Here is a 20,531-nt window from a genome sequence, read left to right on the forward strand (position 1 = left end):
CGTCGTCGCAGAGTGGAGTTTCCGTGTTTGGTTTTGACCGTGGTTCCAGAGTTTCCCGATTTGCCTGGGCCGGAATCGTCGTCGCCGGTGCGTTGGCGCTGAGCGGATGCGGCGGCCAAGCGCCGCCTGCGGAGTCGTCGGCGGGCAGCTCTCCGGCGCCGGCCGACGGCGGCCAAGCGACGTTGAGTTTGCCCCCGGGCGGGACCGCGGCCGGTACCGCCCCGCCGCTGGACGCGAAAGCTGCTTGCCAGGCGTTCAACGCAGGCTTCGTCGAATACCGGGACGGGCTCAAAACCGCGGCGAATACGAACTGGTTGTTGCTCGGCGCCAAGATGATCGATCAGGGCGGGCGCTCGCCGGCCGAGGTGGCCGGGCCGCTGAACGCATTGTCGGACTTGGCCTATGCCCGGGCGGACGCCGGCGGCGAGTCGGCGCCCAGCGACAAGGAAAAGGCGGTCACCGACGCGGTGCTCAAAGCGATGGGCGCCTGCACTGCGGCCGGTGTGACGCTGGAGCTCTGAGCTCAGCCGAGCGGTTCGCTGATATCCGCCACGGTGGCCCGGTAGGCCGCGATCAGCGAGTCGGCATGCAGGAACGCGCTGCGGCCGTGCGCCCCGGCGCCCATGGAGATCCGTTTGCCGCGGATCGATTCGTCCGCATACACCGGCCAGTCGCCGTCGGCCCCGACCGGCGTGATCGTGCCGCGTTCATATCCGGTAGCCGCCAAGGCCGCCTCTGCCGAGGGCATGGACAGCTTGTTCACGCCGATCAACTCGCGCAACTTGGGCCAGGAAATCTGCCGGTCGCCCGGGATCAAGGCAAACAAGAACGTGCCGTCTTTGTGTTTGACCACCAGCGATTTCACGATCTCCGCAGCTTGAATGCCCAAGATCTGCGCAGCTTCCGCCAAGCTGCCGGCGGCCGCCCGTTCCACGACCTGCACCTCGAGGCCGCGGTTGCGCGCGCCCTCGAGGAAACGTTCCGCGCTCATCAGTCGGTGTACAGCAGCAGGGCCTCGCCCTGGCCGCCGCCGCCGCAGAGCGAAACCGCGGCTTTGCCGCCGCCGCGCCGGTTCAGCTCCAGCGCTGCGTGCAGCGCCAACCGGGCGCCGGAAGCCCCGATCGGGTGCCCGACGGCGATCGCGCCGCCGTGGATGTTGGTCTTTTCCAGCGGGTAATCGAGGTCTTTGAGCGATTGCACCGCCACCGAACCGAACGCCTCGTTGATCTCGATGAAGTCGAGGTCCGCCGCGGTCCAGCCGGCACGGCCCAGCGCTTGCTTGATCGCGTTGGAAGGCTGGGAATGCAGCGAAGTGTCCGGACCGGCGACTTGACCGGGCTTGCCGACGATCGCGATCCAGGACAGGCCGAGTTCTTCGGCTTTGGCCCGGGTGGTCAGCACCAGCGCCGCCGCTCCGTCGGACAACGGGGAGGAGTTGCCCGCGGTGATCGTGCCGTCTTTGGCGAAAGCCGGGCGCAGGCCGCTGAGCGTTTCGACCGTGGTGTTGGCCCGGACGCCTTCGTCCTGGCTGACCAGGAGCGGATCGCCTTTGCGTTGGGGTACGCTGACCGGCACGATTTCTTCGTCGAAGACGCCGGCTTCCTGCGCTTTGGCGGCGCGTTGGTGCGAGGCGGCTGCCACTTCGTCCTGCTCGGTGCGGCCGATGCCGAGTTCGGTGTTCTTGCGTTCCGTCGAAGCGCCCATCGATTCGCCGTCGAACGCGTCGGTCAGCCCGTCGTGCGCCACCGAGTCGATCGCGGTGAAGTTGCCGTAGTTCCAGCCGTTGCGCGAGCCGGGCAGGATGTGCGGGGCATTGGTCATCGATTCCTGGCCGCCGGCGACCACGATGGACGCTTCGCCGCTGCGCAGCAGCCGGGCCGCATCGGTGACTGCGGCCAGGCCGGAAAGGCAGACTTTGTTGATCGTGACCGTCGGGGTGTTCCAGCCGATGCCCGCCTTGATTGCGGACTGCCGGGCCGGGTTCTGGCCGCAACCGGCTTGGACCACATGGCCCATGATCACGGCGTCGACGTCGTCCGGGCTGACTTTGGCATTGTCCAGGGCGCCTTTGATCGCGAAGCCACCCAGGTCCACGGCCTGGAAGCCAGCCAAGGCTCCCTTCAATTTGCCGAGCGGGGTGCGTGCTCCGCCGAGGATGACCACGTCGTCGGGGTTGCTCATGCTGGATTCCTTCGCCTCGGTTAACCGGATTCGGTTAACGTCCAGTAACTCAAAGTGTTAAACCGAGTGTAGTGCGTGGTTGTTCCCGTGGGTATTTGTTGCGGGGCTAGCGGGGACGACTGTGCGAAAAGGGTGCGGAAATGCCATTGCGGGTCCGGCATATGCCGGACCCGCAATGGACTATTCAGGGGTAGGTGTTGTTTATGGCGTGGGCAGAGCCAACGGGCTCGAGATCTTCCACGCGGTATCGTTGACTACCCACTGCTGGTTGTCGGCCTCCGGCACGCCGGCGTCGAAGTAGGCGGCCTGGTAGAGCTTGGTGTCGTACATTCTCAGGCTGCGGAATGCGTCAGTGTAGCGGTAGAAGGAGATCGCTCCGTTGCCGAATTTCGCTTGTTCGGCACAGAAAGTGAAATCTCCCAGGTTTTTTCCGGTGGTGGGTTGGACTTCGACTACGGCCCCTGGACCGATGCCCAGAAGGTAGGAGTTCGGAGTGTCCATGGATTGGAAGCTGTAGCAACGCGGATTCCCCAGCCCCGGGACGATTTTCCAGGACGCCGCTTGACGGGCGGCTGCCGGAGCGCTCGAGTTGATGGCGCCGACGGTGCCCTTCGTCCCTGCGTGGTTGATGAAGCGGCCGGCAACCGAAGCGCTTTCGATCGAAATGAAATCGTTCGGTTTCGCGATGTCGTAGCGAGCTTTGCCGACGACGGCAGGCGTCCAGTTCTGTTTCGCAGCGAACTGGGTGCTCTCCAAGGTTGCTGGCCGGATGTTGTTCTCGTTCACACTGTTGTTGGTCAGGAACAGACCGTTGGCGACATTGCGGACCCTGGTGACGTCTTTGCCGAGTGCCAAGAACTGCCACTGCTGGGCGGCGTTGACCGAGTCGCAATTCTGTTGGCTCAGACTCTGTCCTTCGCCTGCTCCGGCGAGGCAGAGATCGGAGAGCACGTTGCGGATTGCGAAAGTGTTCGGGCTCTTGTCGATCTCAACGAGTTCCCATTTTTTCGAAATGTACGGTCCGGTGCAGATTTCATTGCGGACCTCGGCTCCGGCGGCTTTCGACAGACTCTTGAGCGCGATGCAGGCGTAACCGTTTTTCGGGTCAGTCGCAGCTGTTTCGCGGATCTCGATGAAGGCGTTGTTTTCGAGGCCTGCGACCGCACGGCCGTTGTTGATGACGCCTTGGATCCAGGGGGTGATGTCGTCGGTGCGGGTGGCGTAGGCGCCGTCGTTGGTGGTTTGGGTGGTGCCGATGCAGTTTTTCTGCCAGGAGCGGGAGTTGATGGCGGCGAGTTCTTGGCCGTTGGTTGTGGTGCGGATGCCGGGGGCTCCGGAGTCGCCGAGGCAGAGGCTGGTGTTGGCTGGGTTGTAGCCGGTGATGGTGAGTTCTTTGGCGTCTACGGTGTTGATGTTGAAGGAGCCGATTTTCTTTTCGGTGGGGATCCATTCGGTTTTGGTTCGTCCCCAGCCGATGAAGTCGAGTTTCTCGTCTTTGGTTGGGGCGGTGGTGGCCAGTTTCATGGGTGTGGTGTTCAGGGCCGGGGTGGCGAGTTTGGCCAGGACGATGTCGCGTTTGTCGGCGCCGGTGTAGAGGGCGAGTTCGGCGATGGGAATACCGGTGTTTTCTTTGCGTGCGGCGTCGGTGCCGAAGAGTGCCCGGGCGCCCAGGAGCGGGTCGGTGGTTTTCAGGTTGGCGTATTCGGCCGGGTTTTGCGTGAAGCAGGAAGCGACGGTGGCGATCCATTGGGCGTCGACGAGGACGCCGGTGCAGGTGCCGTAGCCGGTGACGATTTTGGCGACGTTGAGGTTTTCGCTGTTGCCGGGTGTGGTGCCGTTGCTGATGGCGGAAGCTGGGATGGCGCTCAGGCCGGTGATCGCGATGATCGCGATTCCGGCGCTGGCGACGAGTTTAGAGGCCCGTCGTTTGAACATGGTGTGGGTTCTTTCTCTCAAAGAAAACTCGAAGAAGTTGCTGGAGGCGAAGCTGGAATTGGCGAGGGCTTACTGGGGGTTGACGCGTAGTTCGACTACCGTGACGGTTGCTCCGGCAGAGCGGATTGGTCGGTTTTCGCCTTTGGGGACTTCGGTCAGGATTTCCCGATTTTGCACATCGGTGGCCTTGACCGAGAGATTTTTGTCTTCTGTGGCCCGGGCAATGTAGGAGCCGGTAATCTCCATCTTTAGCCAGCCGGTCGGTCCACTGAGATTGAAGCAGAACATCAGATCTGCGGCGACTACGCTGCGGATGTTGATCTGATTCGGTGCGGAGCCGCATTCAGCGAGCATGATCTGCCCGTCGCCGTCTTTGAGTAGGATCTTTTTCTGCGCGGCGATCTTGTCGGCTCCGGGATAGGTTCCGGGTTCAATCGTGTAAGCGGCTTCGAACGGGTCGCCGACTGGCTCCACGGTGTATCCGGCGCCTTCCGCGGTGTTCGGGTCCGCGGCTTGAGCAGCCGGGATCGTGAACGAGGTCACGGTGATGGCTGTGGCGGCGATGGACAGGGCGAGTAGTCTTCGCCTTTTTCTGATCGGTTTGATCATGGTTTCCCCCTTTTCAAGGCAGAGCTCATCCAGGAATGAGAATCATTGTCATATGTATGCAAGAGGCGGCTCGACGGCGTCTAGATAGCCATTGTGAGTTGACCATGCTGCGGCAAAGCATAGCATCGTGCAAATTGATTGTATATTTGATGGCAAAAATATTCTTCCGAAGGTATGATCCATGTTGGGCGACCCACTTCTGGGCAGAATCCATTCGCCCCGCCGCAAGCTTTGAGTGCCTTGAGAATGATTCTAATTCGTATGTATGTTTGATAGGAGATCTGCGTGAACCGTCCAAGAAAAACTGAGCTTAGAATGATGCCGAGAATATTCAGTAGCATTCTTCTTGCGCTTGCTCTTGCTGTCGGGGTCCTTCAGGTCCCTGAGTTGACTCTGCCCATGGCCCGGGCCGAGTCAACTCAGGTCTCGAGCCCCTCGGATCCAATCAAGCCGGCTACTGACTTGGCCGGCGTGTTGCAACTTTGGCGCTTAGGCGGCTCGGCTACCAAGGACGCAGCCAAGGCGGTTCTCGTTGGAGATTCTGCCCAGCTGCAGGAGTTCATCACGACCGGGCAGTACGTGGCGCTCCGCCAGGACTACCAGACGATTGCAATCCAGCTGGCCACGGTTGGCAGGTCAACCACTCGCGCAGCTGCTGATGCGGCGTTGTCTGACGGTACGTGGCAGGTTTTGCGTGATTTCGTCTCCTCAGGATGGAAAAAGTCTTGGCTTGTCGATGATCAGCAGGAGATCGCTGGATTGATTCCATCCGCCGGGCAGGAGACCAAGAAGGCAGCCCAGAAAGCCCTGGATGGCGGCGACGGCGCTGTCCGGTCGTTTGTTGTTTCAGGTCGGGACCGGGCCGAGCGGATTGACAAAGAAAACCAGATTGCAGACCTCTTGGGTGGTTCGCCAAACGTTTCAAAGGCCGCCAGTGCTGCTCTTGATGCCAACACGATCACGGCTTTTGATGATTTTTTGCGCTATGGCCAATTTGTTGCAGCTGCGCGGGATGCCGAGACTGCGACCGTCGCTCAACTAGCTGGTCAAGCGAAGAGCGCCAGCATTCAGGCCGTAGAACTGAGTGGCCGAGCGCACGAGTATTCACAGCAGGCCGTCGATGCAGCCAGGCTCGCGAAAGAAGCCGCCCAACGAGCTGCCGATGAGGCGGCTGGGGCCCAAGGCGCTGCCGCAAAAGCGGGGGCGGCGGCCATGCGAGCTGGTTCGTTGGCAGAACAGGCTGCTGTCGCAGCCGAAGTTGCGGTGAACTCGGCAGAACAGGCGCGGCAGGCTTTGGCACAGGCAGTCAGTGCATCGGCAAATGCTGCTGCTGCTGCAGTGCGGGCGCAAGGGGCCGCGGCCAATGCGCAAGGTGCTGCGGCCGCTGCAGCGGCCGATGCTGGCAAGGCGTCCGCTGCCAGAGTTGCTGCTCAAGGTGCCAGGGACGCTGCAGCGGGAGCTAGGATGGCGGCTGAAGCTGCGGGGAAAGCTGCGCAAGCAACCAGCGCATCCAAGGAGGCCGCCAACGCATCGGCTTCTTCTGGGCGTTATGCGGCTGCGGCAGCTTATTCTGCTGCTGCAGCGGCCAAGCAGTCGGGTGTGTCTAGCGCCGAGGCGGCTCGGGCCGAAGCTGCTTCCGTGAGGGCCAATACCGCAGCGCGGCGGGCAGCTTCGGCATCGGCGCAGGTCAACTCGTTGGCCGATCAAGTTGCGCAGAGCGCCCAGATTGCTCGAACGTCCGCATACGAAGCGGCGCAGTACGCCGATCGTGCGGCGGCGAATGCCGACGAGGCCGCCATCCAGGCGCAGAACGCCGGCACTTCAGCAGAGAAATCAAAACAATACGCAGGTGCGGCAATCGAAGCAGCAAACGCCGCTACGGACGCAGTCGATAAAGCACAACAGGTTTACAAAGCAGCACGCGAAGCCGATGCGCAACGGCTAGAGGCCGAGCGGCAATTCAACATGGAGCGGGCTACTCAAGCACGTCTTGACGAGCAGCAGAGACGGAATTCTGCAGCTGAAAACGCGACCTTGGCCAAACAGACCGCTCAGAAGACTCAGGAATTGATCGCGAAGCTCCAGGCCAGTGATGGCGAAGTAGGAGATCAACTACCTCAAGTCAAAGAAGCCATCTTGGGTGTCGCGGTAACAGGCGGGCCATGGCAGCGGCCGGCAGCAGAGCAGGCATTGGTCGGCGGATCTGAGGCGATGAAGGAGTTCATCACGAAAACTCTCCCGATTGTGCAAAGTCAAGACGGTTGGGACCAGGTCTACGAGTTGTCGAAGACCGGCCCCGAATCGGTTAGACCGTCTGCGACAACCGCCCTGGGTACCAATCAGGGTGTCCGAGATTTTCTTGCCACCGGCCAATGGTCGGCGGTAAGGGCAGATTTCGAAAATCTTGTCGCAGACGCGCTTTCGACTGGCGGGTCCATGGTCAAAGAGGCTGCAAACGCCGCCTTGGACAAGAACACGATTGAGGCACTCTACGGTTTCCTATCTGACGGTGTAGTCCGGGCTACTATCACTGATATGCGTACAAGTGTGGCTGAGATGATCACGACAGCGTCGCCCGAGGTGAAGGCGGGTGCCAATGTGGCGGTAGAAGGCTCCGACATCGCGCTGGCTGAATTTTACTATTTCGGTCAGTATCAGGCGGCCAAAAGGGACCAAGACTCTGCGGCGCACGCGGCAATGATCGAGAAAATGATTGCTGGGGCTTCAGCCGATGCTGCCGCGGCAAGGGCTCAAGCAGCTAAGGCTCAAGAAGCGGCAGCCACAGCCGAGCGGGCGTTTGACAAGGCAAAAGGCTATGCGGAACAAGCCGCCGGGCAGGCCAGTGCGGCTAAGGGATTTGCTACTCGGGCAGCTGAATTCGCCACTGCGGCTGAACAAGCAACAGTGCGTGCTCAGCAGTCGGTGGTCATTGCGAGCAAAGCCACGAAAGCTGCTGGCGAGAGTGCCAATCAGGCTCTGGGTCAGGCGATTAAGGCGGCCTCTTCGGCTTCTTGGGCGAAATCCTCGGCTTTTACTGCAGCGGCGGCGGCCAGTGAGGCACGCGCATCCCAATTAGCAGCAAACAACGACGCCGCACAAGCTGCCCAGGCCGCGACAGGCGCCTGGGCAGCTCAAGCAGCGAAGCAACGCGCAGAATCGGCCCAACAGCAGCGCGAACAGCAACGAGACCGAGATTCGAGCAGCCTGGTAAGCAATCCGCCCCGGGCTCAGATCATCACGGCAAGTAATGTTTTCAACACAACAAACAAGGCGCTTACCCAAGCGACCGATACAACAGATCCCAAACCAGTAAAATGTAGCGAGGCAGAAAGTGCTGCATACATGAATAGCACAGCTGGTAATGGCGCGGCGATTGGTGGATTTTTAGGCGGAGTGGTCGGTGGGATTATCGGCGCCGTTGTTGGGATTCCCACGGGACCAGGAGCAATATTGACCGGCTGGGGCGGGGCCGCGGCTGGGATAACCGTTGGGGTCGCGGCTGGGGCTGCTGTAGGCGCAATTCTAGGTTTTCTAAGTGGTTCTGCTCGAACGGTCCAAACAGACAGTAGGTTGTGTCGATAATGAAGAAAGCATATAAAGTTTTCATTGTAATTTTTAGTGTTGGCTTCTTCGGAACTCTTGGCATAATGAGCTTACTGGCTCAAATTGGGACTTTGTTCAGTTCGCGACCGATCGGCTTTGCCGTCGCCGGAATGGGTTTTAACCTCTTAATGCTTCTTGGGATGATATTTGCGTTTCTTGCTGTCAAAAGAAATGTTTCGCTTGAAGCTTGGCCTACCCTGCCTGGAAGATGGGCTGTTCTCGTCTCCCTTCCCTGGGGGTCAATTTTTGGAAGCATCGTATTTAATTTATCGAGCTATTTACTCGATGTAAAAAATGAACAAAATGGAATTTCATTTGATTTAACGGAGTTTTTTTCTAGAATCACTATTCAATTTTTAATTTTCATTCCAGCATATGCGGCGATTGCCTTTTTTATCGGTAATTCAACTACTGGGAAGCTGTCGAATCTGAAGAGCTGATTCTCGAAAGTTCGATTTGAGGACCCTATGTGGTTATTTGTTTGGGGCTGCACTGGCTAATCCCGATATCGTTGAGGTGGTGCGCTGAGTGCTACTTCAACAACAATTAGGGACAGTGATCGCTGAAGCGGCACCCTGTGGGGGTAGTAACGTTGAGCGATGTCCACCTAAGCGGATGGGCAGTCGCGAGCGGATGGGTGAGCCAGGTGGGGGAGCGGAGCCAGCAGCGGCGTGAGGAAACCAGGACCTCAACTAGTAACAGCCTCAACAGCAGCCCGGTTTCAGCCCAGCTCATCAGGACGAACGATTTCACCCTAGCAAGTCAGAAGATTCTCACCCAGAATTCGGGTCCTGCGAGTACATCAAGCTCGGGAGACGATTTCGGTAAGGATTTCCGGACCGGAATAGCGCCCGTTCTTGCTTCTGGTGTTATTGGGGCCTTTGGTTTCATTCTTGGAAAAGTAATCACTTCCACTCCTTGGGGAATTGCTGCTTCGGCGGTAATAGGTTGTCTCAGCAACATCGTAGGGACGAGGGTAAGCGACAATATGACTGGAAATCAGTCAGGAGCGGGGGCGTACGTCGGCGCGTGTGCTGGTGGCGCCGTTACCGGCGTAGTGGACGGAATCGGGGGAGTTCTGTGGAAAAATGCGATGGTGCCTAAATGATTATTTTCGGAATATTTCTCTGCATTTTCTTGGTTGCAGCAATGGTGATTCCAATTTATGCCGTGTTTCATAAACCGACGATTAAATTGGACGATGGAAATCATGGAGTTCTATATTCATTATTTTGGACATTTACGATCATAGCTATCTTGTTTGCTGTTTTGTTTATGCTGGATCGATTTGTTTGGAACTGATGACTTTCAACTCAGGGTGTGCATTGTAAATCTCTAGAGAGTCTATTGGGCCACTCGATCGCCTAGCGAGGCTGGTACCTTTCAAACTTCTTCTCGGCTGAGCCAATGCGGAGGTGAATGCCAAAGGTCTACCGATATCGTTGGGGTAGTGCACCAAGCGCTACCCCAACGATCCAAAGGCGACGATGGCCGAAGCAGCACCTTCCGAAGACACGGCGGACGAGATGGAGTCCGCAGAACAGGCCGCCGGACTCTGGCTGGAACGCGCGTACATCGCCGCGGCCCTGCTGCACGATCCGGAACAGGCCGCCGAAGCAGCCCGCAGCGCCGTCGAACTCGCCGATGACCCGCTCGGCCGCGCCAAAGCCGGTGCGGTGCTGATCGGCACCTTGGTGGAACTCGGCCGCGACGCCGAAGCAAGCGAAGCGCTCAAAGCCCGGGGCCAGGCGCTCATCAGACTCGGCAAAGGCCAGCTCGCCGAAACCGAGCGGCGGCTCGGCTTCCTGCTCTTCGGCCGCGCGGACTTCGGCAACCCGCAGCACCTGGAATTGCTCCGCACCGAACTGGCCCGGGCGCAGAAGTTCGGCGATCCGGAAACCGTGACCGTGGTCGGTGCCGCATTGGCCGGGCAGGTCTGGGCCGCGGCGACTCCGGAAAAACCCGGCCAGCTCGAAGAAGCCGTCGCGTTGGTCAGACTCAGCATCGCGGCAGCCCAAGGACTCAGCGACCCGCAGCAAACCCACAGCGTCATCGCCTGGGCCGGCTGCTTGTTCTCCGCCATCGATGATCCCGCTTTCAGCCGGGAATCCGCGCAACTGCTGGACACGGCACTTAACTACATCCTCGACGGCGATTCCGGCCTGCCGATCTCCTACCTGGCCGCCGCACTGCAGGCCCGGGCGCAACTGCACGGCCGGGCCGGCGAGTTCGCCGAAGCCGTCGAATTGGCCGACGAACGCGCACAACTCTGCCTGGACGTCGGCGCCGCTCTCGAAGCCTTCGAAGCCTTGATCTTTTCGGCTGCACTGCACAGCAAGATCGATCAGGACGCGGTGGCGGTGCAACGGGCCGCCCAGGCCCTCAGTTTGACCGGCAAAGCCGTCATCGAGCCGCAGCGCGCGATCACGACCCACTTTAACCTGGGCCAATACCAACTGTGGTCCGGGGACCCGCAGAGCGCACTCGCCACCCTGCAGGCGGTCAGCGGGCAGGAAACCGCCTTCGGCCTGCCAGCCGGAGCCCGGGCGGAAACGCTGATTTGGCGGGGACGGGCGGCTAACGCCTGTCAGGACGAAGATCAGGCCAAGGGCTGCTGGGCCCAAGCCATGCAACTGGCGGAGCAAGCCCAGCTTCCGGAAGCCACGGCGATGGCCGGGATCGACTTGGCCCAAGCGTTGCTCGCTGCCCAGGACCAAACGGTGCTGCCCGTCGTCGAACGTGCCCTGGCCGCAGCTCGACAGGCCGGGGTGCCGCAATTCCTGGTGCACGCGCTGGACGTCTCCGGCCGGGCGAAAGCCGAGTTTGGCGACGTTGCCGGCCTGCAGGATCTCGATGAAGCTGCGGAATTCGCAGCCAGCCACGGCGCCGAATGGAACGTGGCCGACGTGTTGGATTCCAAAGGCCGGGCGCTGCTGCGACTGCTCCGGGTAACCGAGGCGGCCCAAACGCTCGACGCCGCAGCGGGCAGATTCGCCGCCGTGGGCGATGGCTTGTCGGCCGCGATGGCCCAACTCGCCCGGGCCCGCGGCCTCGCCGTGGCAGAAGAATTCGAACCGGCCTACTCGGCTTACGCGGCCTCGGTCGAACAGCTTGCCGGGCTGGGCGAGCCGGCAGCGATGCAGCATCAGGCGGTCAGTCTCGAATTCGCGCAGCTCCTCGACGAACAGGGCTTCGGCGAGGCTGCCCAAGCGGTCCGTCGCGGAGCGCTCCGCTGAGCCGGATGGTGGCTGAGCGGAACCATGGCAGATCAGGGTCACGGGGCGGCAGAACCGTTGCCCGGGAGGGCAGGCAACCGGCCCGTTGATCCCAGCACCATCGTTTGGAGCTATCGTGTGAACTGACGATCGATCGCAACAACCGAGGATCCAGAGAGGGCCGGATGAACCAGGACTCCGTTGCACGGCCTTTCCAGGTGGATCTCCGCGGAGTGGTCGACCTGCTCAGCCGGCACATCTACTCCTCACCCCAGGTGTTCCTGCGCGAATTGCTGCAAAACGGCGTCGATGCGGTGGCCGCGCGCAAAATGCAGGACCCGGCAGCTCCCGAGGGCCGGTTGGAGATCGACAGCGACGGCGAGCTGCTGACCGTCAGGGACAACGGCGTCGGGCTCACCCTGGACGAAGCCACCCAATTGCTCGCCACCGTGGGCCGCAGCTCCAAGCGGGACAGCGTGCTGAACTTGCGCCGGGAGGACTTCCTGGGCCAATTCGGCATCGGTTTGCTCAGCTGCTTCCTGATCGCCGATGAAATCCGGGTGGTCTCGCGCAGCGCCTCCGGAAGCCGGCCAGTGGAGTGGATCGGTTCCACCGAAGGATCCTTCACGCTGCGCAGCCTGGATGATCCGGCGCCGGACGGAAAAATCGGAGACCGCGCCGTGCTGCCAGTCGGCACCACGGTCTATTTGCGGCCGCGACCCACCGAAGCGGCGATCATCGAACCGGGCAACATCCGCCGGCTGGCCGCGCATTTCGGCGAATACTTGGCATTGCGGATCAGCGTCGCCGGGGAACCGATCAACAAAGCAGCCAGTTTCTTGGACCCGGCCGGCCCGCCCGAGGAGATCCTCGCGCTGGGCGCCGATCTCCTCGGGGCCACGCCGTTGGACTGGATTCCGCTCGATATCCCGGGCACCGGTACCCGGGGCATCGCGTATTTGCTGCCCACCGCGCCGCCGCCGTCCGCCCACCAGGCGAACCGGGTGTACTTGGGCCGGATGCTGCTCGGCGAACGAGTCGATTCGCTGCTTCCGGACTGGGCCTTCTTCGTCCGCTGCATCCTGGACACCGACGGATTGCAGCCCACTGCCTCGCGGGAGCAGCTCGTCGAGGACGCTTCCTTGGAGTTCACCAGGGAAGAACTCGGCAAAACCCTCAAGCGGTGGATTGTGCAGTTGGCCACCACGCAGCAACGCCGGTTCGACCAGTTCCTTTCCGTGCACCAGCTCTCGCTGCGCGCCCTGTCCCTCCACGACGACGAGCTCGCCGCAGTGATCGTGCCCTGGCTCAGCGTGGAGACCGCGGCCGGCCGGATGCCGATCCGTGCCCTGCTGGAATCCGGCGGCACCCTGCGGTACACCGAAACCACCGACGAGTTCCGGCAGATCGCGGCGGTGGTGCCGCCCGGAATGCCGGTGCTCAACGGCGGCTACGCCTATGAATCCGAGCTGATCCGTCGACTCCCGGAGTTGAGTCCGCAGATCCAGGTGGAACGGATCCGGGTAGCCGAGGTGCTCGACGAACTGGCCGCGCCGGCGCTCGCCGACCGGGACGCCACGGCCGAACTGGAACGGCGTGCCGAGCGAGCGCTGGCCGAGGCCGCCTGCAAAGTTTCGGTCCGGAATTTCAACCCCGAGCACTTGCCGGCGCTGTACGTCGCGGACCCGGAAGTACTCCGTCGGATCGAGCGGAGCAAAGCCAGCGACGTCGCGCCGAGTTTCTGGGCCGGGATCATGGCCAATGTCGACGAGCAATTGGGCTCGAACGGCAAAAAGCCCGACGACGATCGGCTGCGCAGCCGGTTGTGCCTCAACTGGGCCAACCCGTTGACCCGGGAACTCGCCGGAGTCGACGATGGGCTGGTCTTCGAACGCACGGTCCGGCTGCTCTACGTCCAGGCGATGCTGGAAGGACACCGGCCGCTGGCCGCGGTAGACCGTAAACTGCTCAGCGGCTCGCTCAGCGATCTGATTCACCTTTCGGTCAGCCCGGATTTCGGCTCGATCCGCTGAACTTCCCATTCGCCTTGCCATGACAGCCCACGAGGAGAAACCGTGAGTAGCCGCCAAGAAGCACAAGACCTGTTGGATCAGAGCGCAGCGCTGCCCTACGGTCCGGAAGAGATCGCGTTGGTGCAATCCGCGGTCTCGGCAGCGGACGCGGCCGGTGCCGAGGACCTGGCCTACCTGAGCAGATTGCACCTCATCGCCTCGGCCTCGATGGTGGGGGACACCGAAGCCGGGCTGACGGCCTTCACCTGGTGCCTGGGCAAGCACGACGCCGATCCGGCACAGTTCCCGTACCGCGTGGACGGCTACGACCTGCTGTGGTACTTCAAGCACATGGCCGGGCATCTGAGCGCCAACCCGGCGTTCTCCCTGGCCCAATTGGACCAGATGCTCCAGGAGATGGAAGCCCGGTACCAAGCTGCCGGCGTCGGGCTTTCCGGGGTCTGGCAAGCCAAATTCTCTGCCGCGACGACCACCGGTCAATTGGCTCAGGCCGCGGAATTCCGGAATCAGCGTGAGGCCATCCCGCGGGACGACTACAGTCACTGCGAGGCCTGCGTGCGGTCCGAGGACGTCGAGTTCTTCGCTGCCACCGGCCGCGCGCCAGAGGCCTTGGCGCGTTACGACGAAATCATCGAACAAAACCTCAGTTGCGCCGACGAGCCCGAATTCTGCGAGTCGAACTCGTTGCTCAGGCTGCTCCGGGCAGGTCGCCTGGACGATGCCAAAACCGCGCATTTGCGCGCCTACCGGATGGCGATGCGGGGTCCGGACAGTTTCCCGATGCTCTGGCACCATCAGGTGTTCTGCGCGGTGACCGGGAACGAGGCCCGTGGCCTGAGTATCTTGGAACGCTCGATCCACTTGTTGCCGGAGGATCCGCTGGACTTGGGCCGACGGTTCAACGCCCTGTTGGGCTACGGAGCGCTGCTCGACGCGGTCGCCGCAGCCGGGCACGCCGAGCTTCCGGTGCGCGCCGCCGACGCCAAGAGCCTGCAGCCGATCCTGGGTGGCCAGGATGGCGGCTTCACGGTCTCCGGACTGGCGGCGGCGAGCTGGGCTGCGGCCGAGAAGCTCGCGGAGGCTTTCGACCAGCGCAACGGCAACCTGCATTATGCCGGGCAAGTGGCCGCGATGCGTGCCGCGGGTACCGAGCACTACCCGGTGCCTTTGGACGGGCAGACTTTCGTGGCGGCGAGCTTGCCCGAGGTCACCGAACCCACAACGGCCGAAGAATGGTTGGAACGGGCCTATATCGCTTCCGGTCTGCTGGATGATCCGGAAGCGGCGATCTCCGCAGCGGAAGCCGCTATCGGACTGGCCGAAACCGACCGAATCAGGGCCAGTGCTGCCACACTGCTGATCTCGAACCTGGTAAACCTGGATCGGGACGTGGCAGCGGTCTATGCGGTGGCTAGGCGCGGGGAGTTCCTCCGAGCGGAGGGTCGGGACTACCTTGCCGACGTCGAACAACGCCTGGGTCTATTGCTTTTTGGTCGAGCCGGGCTTGAACAGGATGAAAGCCTGCTGCTCGCTGAATTCGAGGCGGCGAAACAACAGGGCGATGCTGACGCCATCGTGGCGCTAGGCTGCCGCTTGGCGATCATGTGGTGGGGCGTGGTTCGGGTTGAAGAAGCGATTTCGGTAAGCAAAATCATTTTGGCAGCGGTTCCGGCCATGACGCACGAGGTCCACCGGCCGGAGATTCTGGCGATGTTCGGCAGCCTCTATTCAGTCGCCAGTGACACGGATCTGCTGGCCCAGGCAGCGGAACTTTTGGACAATGCTCTGGCCTCGGGCCAGTTGCCGACGCCTTATGCGGCAGCGGCGTTGCGCGCCCGGGCCCGCTTGCACGGCCGTCAGGGCGAATTCCAGGCGGGCACCGCACTCGCCGACCAGCGGGCGGATCTTTGCCTGAAGGCAGGGGCCCGGAACAGCGTCATCGATTCCCTGATGCTCGCCGCCGCGTTGTACAGCGACGCCGGACAGGACGATGTTGCGGCGCAACGCGCGCAACAGGCTGCCCGGCACGCGGCGCTGGCCGAATCGGAACCCGGTCAACGTGCCGCGATCGATTTCAAGTTGGCGCAGTACCAGCTGTGGAATGGCCAGAGCGAGTTCGCGATGGAGACTTTCGACGGCGTCCGGGAGCGCGAGGAGGCGGCCGGCGAGGACCCCGGCTCGATCGCGATGACCCTGCTCTGGCACGGCCGTGCGGCCAATGCCGCCGGGCTCGGCGGCGAGGCGTATCGGAGCTGGAGCACCGCGATGCAGCTTGCCGGCTCGGTCGGGAACTCCGATGTGCTGGCGATGGCCGGCATCGATCTGGCCCAGTTGTTGATCGGCGCCCGGGACGAGGAGGTTTTGGAAGTCGCCCAGATCGCGGTGGCGGCGGCCCGGGAGTCCGGGGTTCCGCAGTTGGTGGTGCAGGCACTGGATATTTCGGCCCGGGCCAAATCCAGGTTCGGCGACCCGGCCGGCCTGGCCGAGTTCGACGAAGCAATCGGCTTGGCCGGCGCGCAAGAAGCCGAGTGGAATGTCGCCGACCTGCATGATTCGAAAGGCCGCGGGCTGCTGTCGCTGCGCCGGATCACCGAAGGCGTGGCCGAATTGCTGTCTGCGGCTGACGCCTTCGCCGCACTCGGCGACGGGCAGGCTGCGGCGATGTCCGAACTGGCGGTCGGCCGGGTGCTCGCTGAAGAATCCCGTTTGGCGGATTCCTTCACCGCCTTCCGTGCCGCGCTGGAGCGGCTGCCGGAAGGCAGCCCGGCGCACAGCGGGATCAGCGTCGAATTCGCCGATCTGCTCGAATCCGCAGGTCGCCGCGAAGAAGCCGAAGCGGTCCGGGCCGGCGTCAGGCTCTGAAAGCACCGTGCTGCGCTGCCGCATCAGCCCCGCCCCCGCCCCCGGCATCCGGCCCGCCCGTCCAATCAGGGGTTTCAGTGGGCAGGGACGTCTGAGCCCACCGAACCTGCGAATTGGACGGGCGGGGGACGGGGCAAGGACACTTGTCCGGCCGAGAAGTTGTCAGGCAATCAGCAGGTAACTCGCTTGATTAAGTCCTTGCGCAAGCGGCAGTCCGGGGCGTACTCTGATGGGCTGGACATATTTGGAAGCATCAGCTATTCTTAATATTCGCATCTTCCCTGTTTACCCTCAGCCTTCATATAGCGGTGGGCTCGCCACGCAGTCGTCTTCGGCAGCGTGTGCAGTGCGGTAGCGCCGGTTCTCCGGCCGCAGGGAGACGCAGAAAAGCCTGAAGGTCTGTGGAAGGATCCCTCTTGGTCGCCTCAAGCGCCTCTAATAACGAAACCGCTAACAACGCTGACAGCACGGATGGTGCAACCCGGCGTATTTCATTCGCAAAGATTCACGAGCCGCTTGACGTGCCGAATCTGCTTGCCCTGCAAACCGAGAGCTTCGATTGGCTCGTCGGCAACCAGCGCTGGCAGGAACGGATGCGCAAAGCGGTCGACGCCGGAGATGAGAGTGTAGCCACTACCTCCGGTCTGTCGGACATCTTCGAAGAGATCTCCCCGATCGAGGATTTCCAGGGCACCATGTCCCTGAGCTTCTCGGAGCCGGAGTTCGCCGATCCGAAGTACACGATGGCCGAGTGCAAGGACCGCGACGCGACGTTCGCGGCTCCGCTGTACGTCAAGGCCGAGTTCATGAACAACAACACCGGTGAAATCAAGCAGCAGACCGTGTTCATGGGCGACTTCCCGTTGATGACCGAAAAGGGCACCTTCGTGATCAACGGCACCGAGCGTGTCGTGGTGTCCCAGTTGGTCCGCTCGCCGGGCGCATACTTCGAGCGCACCGCGGACAAGACCAGCGACAAGGACATCTTCACCGCGAAGATCATCCCGTCCCGCGGTGCTTGGTTCGAGCTCGAGATCGACAAGCGCGATCAGGTCGGCGTGCGCCTCGACCGCAAGCGCAAGCAGTCCGTCACGGTGCTGCTGAAGGCGCTCGGCTGGACCGAGAGCCAGATCCTCGAAGAGTTCGGCCAGTACGACTCGATGCGGGCCACCTTGGAGAAGGACGGGACCGCTACCCGCGAGGACGCCTTGCTGGATATCTACCGCAAGCTCCGTCCGGGCGAGCCGCCGACCGTCGAAGCCGCGCAGACGCTGCTCGACAACCTCTACTTCAACCCGAAGCGCTACGATCTGGCCAAGGTCGGCCGTTACAAGATCAACCGCAAGCTGGGCATCGACAAAGCGCTCTCCGCGCCGGGTGCTTCGGTTCTGGACATCGACGACATCGTCGCGATGATCAAGTTCCTGGTTGCCTTGCACGCCGGTGAGAAGACCTTGATGGCCAAGCGCGACGGCAAGGAGCACGAGCTCCGCGTCGAGGTCGACGACATCGACCACTTCGGCAACCGTCGGATCCGCGCCGTGGGCGAGCTCATCGAAAACCAGGTCCGCACTGGCCTGTCCCGGATGGAGCGCGTGGTCCGCGAGCGGATGACCACTCAGGACGTCGAAGCGATTACGCCGCAGACCCTGATTAACATCCGTCCGGTCGTCGCTGCGATTAAGGAGTTCTTCGGAACCTCCCAGCTTTCGCAGTTCATGGACCAGAACAACCCGCTGGCCGGTTTGACGCACAAGCGTCGTCTCTCCGCGCTGGGCCCGGGCGGTCTGTCCCGTGACCGTGCCGGCATGGAAGTCCGTGACGTGCACCCTTCGCACTACGGCCGCATGTGCCCGATCGAAACCCCTGAAGGCCCGAACATCGGTCTGATCGGTTCCTTGGCTTCCTACGGGCGGATCAACCCGTTCGGCTTCATCGAGACCCCGTACCGCAAGGTTTCCAAGGGTCACGTGTCGGACGAGGTCGACTACCTGACCGCGGACGACGAGGTCGAGGTCGTGATCGCCCAGGCCAACGCTCCGCTGGACGCCAAGAGCAACTTCATCGAAGACCAAGTGTTGGTCCGCCAGCGCGGCGGTGGCGGCGAACCCGTGCTGATCCCGGCCGACGAGGTCGAGTACATGGACGTCTCCCCGCGCCAGATGGTGTCGGTCGCTACCGCGCTGATCCCGTTCCTGGAGCACGACGACGCCAACCGCGCGCTCATGGGTGCCAACATGCAGCGTCAGGCTGTGCCGTTGGTCCGTTCCGAGGCTCCCGTTGTGGGCACCGGCATGGAGCGCGCTGCTGCAGTTGATGCGGGCGACGTCGTGATTGCCAAGAAGGCCGGTGTGGTCACCGAAGTTTCGGCCGACCTGGTCGTCATGCTCAATGACGACGGCACCGAGACCAACTACCGGATCGCCAAGTACAACCGCTCGAACCAGGGCACCGCCTACAACCAACGCGTGCTGGTTGCCGAAGGCGCCCGGCTTGAGGTCGGCGGCATCATCGCCGACGGCCCGGCCACGGATCAAGGCGAATTGGCGCTCGGCAAGAACTTGCTCGTCGCGTTCATGTCCTGGGAAGGCCACAACTTCGAGGATGCGATCATCCTCTCGCAGCGCCTGGTCTCCGAAGACGTGCTCTCCTCGATCCACATCGAAGAGCACGAAATCGACGCCCGGGACACCAAGCTCGGTGCTGAAGAGATCACCCGGGACATCCCGAACGTCTCCGAAGAAATCCTGGCTGGCCTGGACGAACGCGGCATCATCCACATCGGTGCCGAGGTCGACGCCGGCGACATCCTGGTCGGCAAGGTCACCCCGAAGGGCGAGACCGAGCTGACTCCGGAAGAACGCCTGCTGCGCGCGATCTTCGGCGAGAAGTCCCGGGAAGTCCGCGACACCTCGCTCAAGGTTCCGCACGGCGAGTCCGGAACCGTCATCGGCGTCCGGGTCTTCGACCGCGACAACGACGACGAGCTGGCCCCCGGTGTGAACCAGTTGGTCCGGATCTACGTCGCGGCCAAGCGCAAGATCACCAATGGCGACAAGCTCGCCGGCCGCCACGGCAACAAGGGCGTCATCTCCAAGATCCTGCCGATCGAAGACATGCCGTTCCTCGCCGATGGCACTCCGGTGGACATCGTGCTGAACCCCTTGGGTGTGCCGGGCCGAATGAACGTCGGCCAGGTGTTGGAATTGCACCTCGGCTGGATCGCGAAGACCGGTTGGAAGATCGAAGGCGAGCCGGACTGGGTCAAGAACCTGCCGAACATGCCTCGGGAAGCCCCGCGCAACCAGACGCTGGCCACCCCGGTGTTCGACGGTGCACGCGAGGAAGAGATCTCCGGCTTGCTGGACTCGACCAATGTGACCCGCGACGGCGATCGGCTGATCGACCGCTCCGGCAAGACCCGGTTGTTCGACGGCCGCTCCGGCGAACCGTTCCCGGACCCGATCTCGGTGGGCTACATGTACATCTTGAAGCTCCACCACTTGGTGGACGACAAGATCCACGCCCGTTCCACCGGCCCGTACTCGATGATCACCCAGCAGCCGTTGGGCGGTAAGGCGCAGTTCGGCGGCCAGCGCTTCGGTGAAATGGAAGTGTGGGCGCTGGAAGCATACGGCGCCGCGTACACCCTGCAGGAGCTGTTGACCATCAAGTCGGATGACATCCACGGTCGGGTGAAGGTCTACGAGGCGATCGTCAAGGGCGAGAACATCCCGGAACCGGGCATCCCGGAATCCTTCAAGGTTCTGATCAAGGAAATGCAGTCGCTCTGCCTGAACGTGGAAGTCCTTTCCACCGAAGGCAACACGATTGAGATGCGTGACTCGGATGAAGAAGTCTTCCGGGCCGCGGAGGAACTCGGCATCGACCTGTCAAGGGCCGAGCCGAACTCCGTCGAAGAAGTGTAGCTAGGCCACCGAACTGGTGGACCTCGGGGAAAGCCGGATATTAGCTGGCACAGGTCGCCCGGCGACCGAAGCCAGGTCGTTCCGGCGGCCCGAGGGCCCATCAGTTCGGACCAGCCGCCAACACTTTTCGTAAGACTTCAGATTCAAGATGAGAGAGATAGGAC

The 20,531-nt window shown here is 62.2% G+C and carries 11 protein-coding genes; 7 read left to right on the forward strand and 4 right to left on the reverse strand.

From position 1 onward, the window contains the following. The first annotated feature begins 23 nt into the window (after positions 1 to 23). A complete protein-coding gene (locus tag JOE69_RS13350; protein ID WP_309799486.1) occupies positions 24 to 521 on the forward strand; it encodes a hypothetical protein in 498 nt (165 codons plus the stop codon). 2 nt (positions 522 to 523) lie between these two features. Here the strand turns inward: JOE69_RS13350 and JOE69_RS13355 are convergent, their stop codons facing one another. The 4 genes from JOE69_RS13355 to JOE69_RS13370 all read right to left on the reverse strand — a co-directional run bounded on the left by JOE69_RS13355 (position 524) and on the right by JOE69_RS13370 (position 4,725). After that, complete coding sequence (locus tag JOE69_RS13355) at positions 524 to 991, reverse strand: aminoacyl-tRNA deacylase (protein WP_309799488.1); 468 nt, start codon at positions 989 to 991, stop codon at positions 524 to 526. Then, a complete protein-coding gene (locus JOE69_RS13360; RefSeq protein ID WP_296364222.1) occupies positions 991 to 2,181 on the reverse strand; it encodes an acetyl-CoA C-acetyltransferase in 1,191 nt (396 codons plus the stop codon). Before JOE69_RS13360 ends, JOE69_RS13355 begins: the two co-directional genes overlap by 1 nt. A 201-nt stretch (positions 2,182 to 2,382) precedes the next feature. Then, entirely contained in the window at positions 2,383 to 4,116 is a 1,734-nt protein-coding gene (locus JOE69_RS13365) for an AbfB domain-containing protein (protein ID WP_309799491.1), read from the reverse strand. 69 nt (positions 4,117 to 4,185) lie between these two features. Continuing rightward, positions 4,186 to 4,725: a hypothetical protein gene (locus JOE69_RS13370; RefSeq protein ID WP_309799493.1), complete on the reverse strand. Its 540-nt coding sequence runs from the start codon at positions 4,723 to 4,725 to the stop codon at positions 4,186 to 4,188. A gap of 399 nt (positions 4,726 to 5,124) precedes the next feature. On the opposite strand from JOE69_RS13370, the gene JOE69_RS13375 reads away from it, so the two are divergent. From JOE69_RS13375 to rpoB, 6 genes are all read left to right on the forward strand, one after another. Further along, a complete protein-coding gene (locus JOE69_RS13375) occupies positions 5,125 to 8,307 on the forward strand; it encodes an ALF repeat-containing protein (RefSeq protein WP_309799495.1) in 3,183 nt (1,060 codons plus the stop codon). Further along, entirely contained in the window at positions 8,307 to 8,768 is a 462-nt protein-coding gene (locus tag JOE69_RS13380) for a hypothetical protein (protein ID WP_309799497.1), read from the forward strand. Before JOE69_RS13375 ends, JOE69_RS13380 begins: the two co-directional genes overlap by 1 nt. A gap of 1,047 nt (positions 8,769 to 9,815) precedes the next feature. Then, positions 9,816 to 11,564: an ATP-binding protein gene (locus JOE69_RS13385; RefSeq protein WP_309799499.1), complete on the forward strand. Its 1,749-nt coding sequence runs from the start codon at positions 9,816 to 9,818 to the stop codon at positions 11,562 to 11,564. Positions 11,565 to 11,728: 164 nt separating this feature from the next. Next, positions 11,729 to 13,576, forward strand: a complete 1,848-nt coding sequence (locus tag JOE69_RS13390; RefSeq protein ID WP_309799501.1) for an HSP90 family protein — start codon at positions 11,729 to 11,731, stop codon at positions 13,574 to 13,576. A 42-nt stretch (positions 13,577 to 13,618) separates the two neighbouring features. Then, positions 13,619 to 16,438 (forward strand): hypothetical protein, encoded by a 2,820-nt coding sequence (locus JOE69_RS13395; RefSeq protein WP_309799503.1) that lies wholly within the window; start codon positions 13,619 to 13,621, stop codon positions 16,436 to 16,438. Between the two features lie 416 nt (positions 16,439 to 16,854). Then, entirely contained in the window at positions 16,855 to 20,367 is a 3,513-nt protein-coding gene (rpoB, locus tag JOE69_RS13400; protein WP_296365875.1) for a DNA-directed RNA polymerase subunit beta, read from the forward strand. The last annotated feature ends 164 nt before the right edge of the window (positions 20,368 to 20,531 follow it).

This window comes from Arthrobacter russicus, from assembly GCF_031454135.1.
In the GTDB taxonomy this organism is placed as follows: Bacteria; Actinomycetota; Actinomycetes; order Actinomycetales; family Micrococcaceae; genus Renibacterium; species Renibacterium russicum.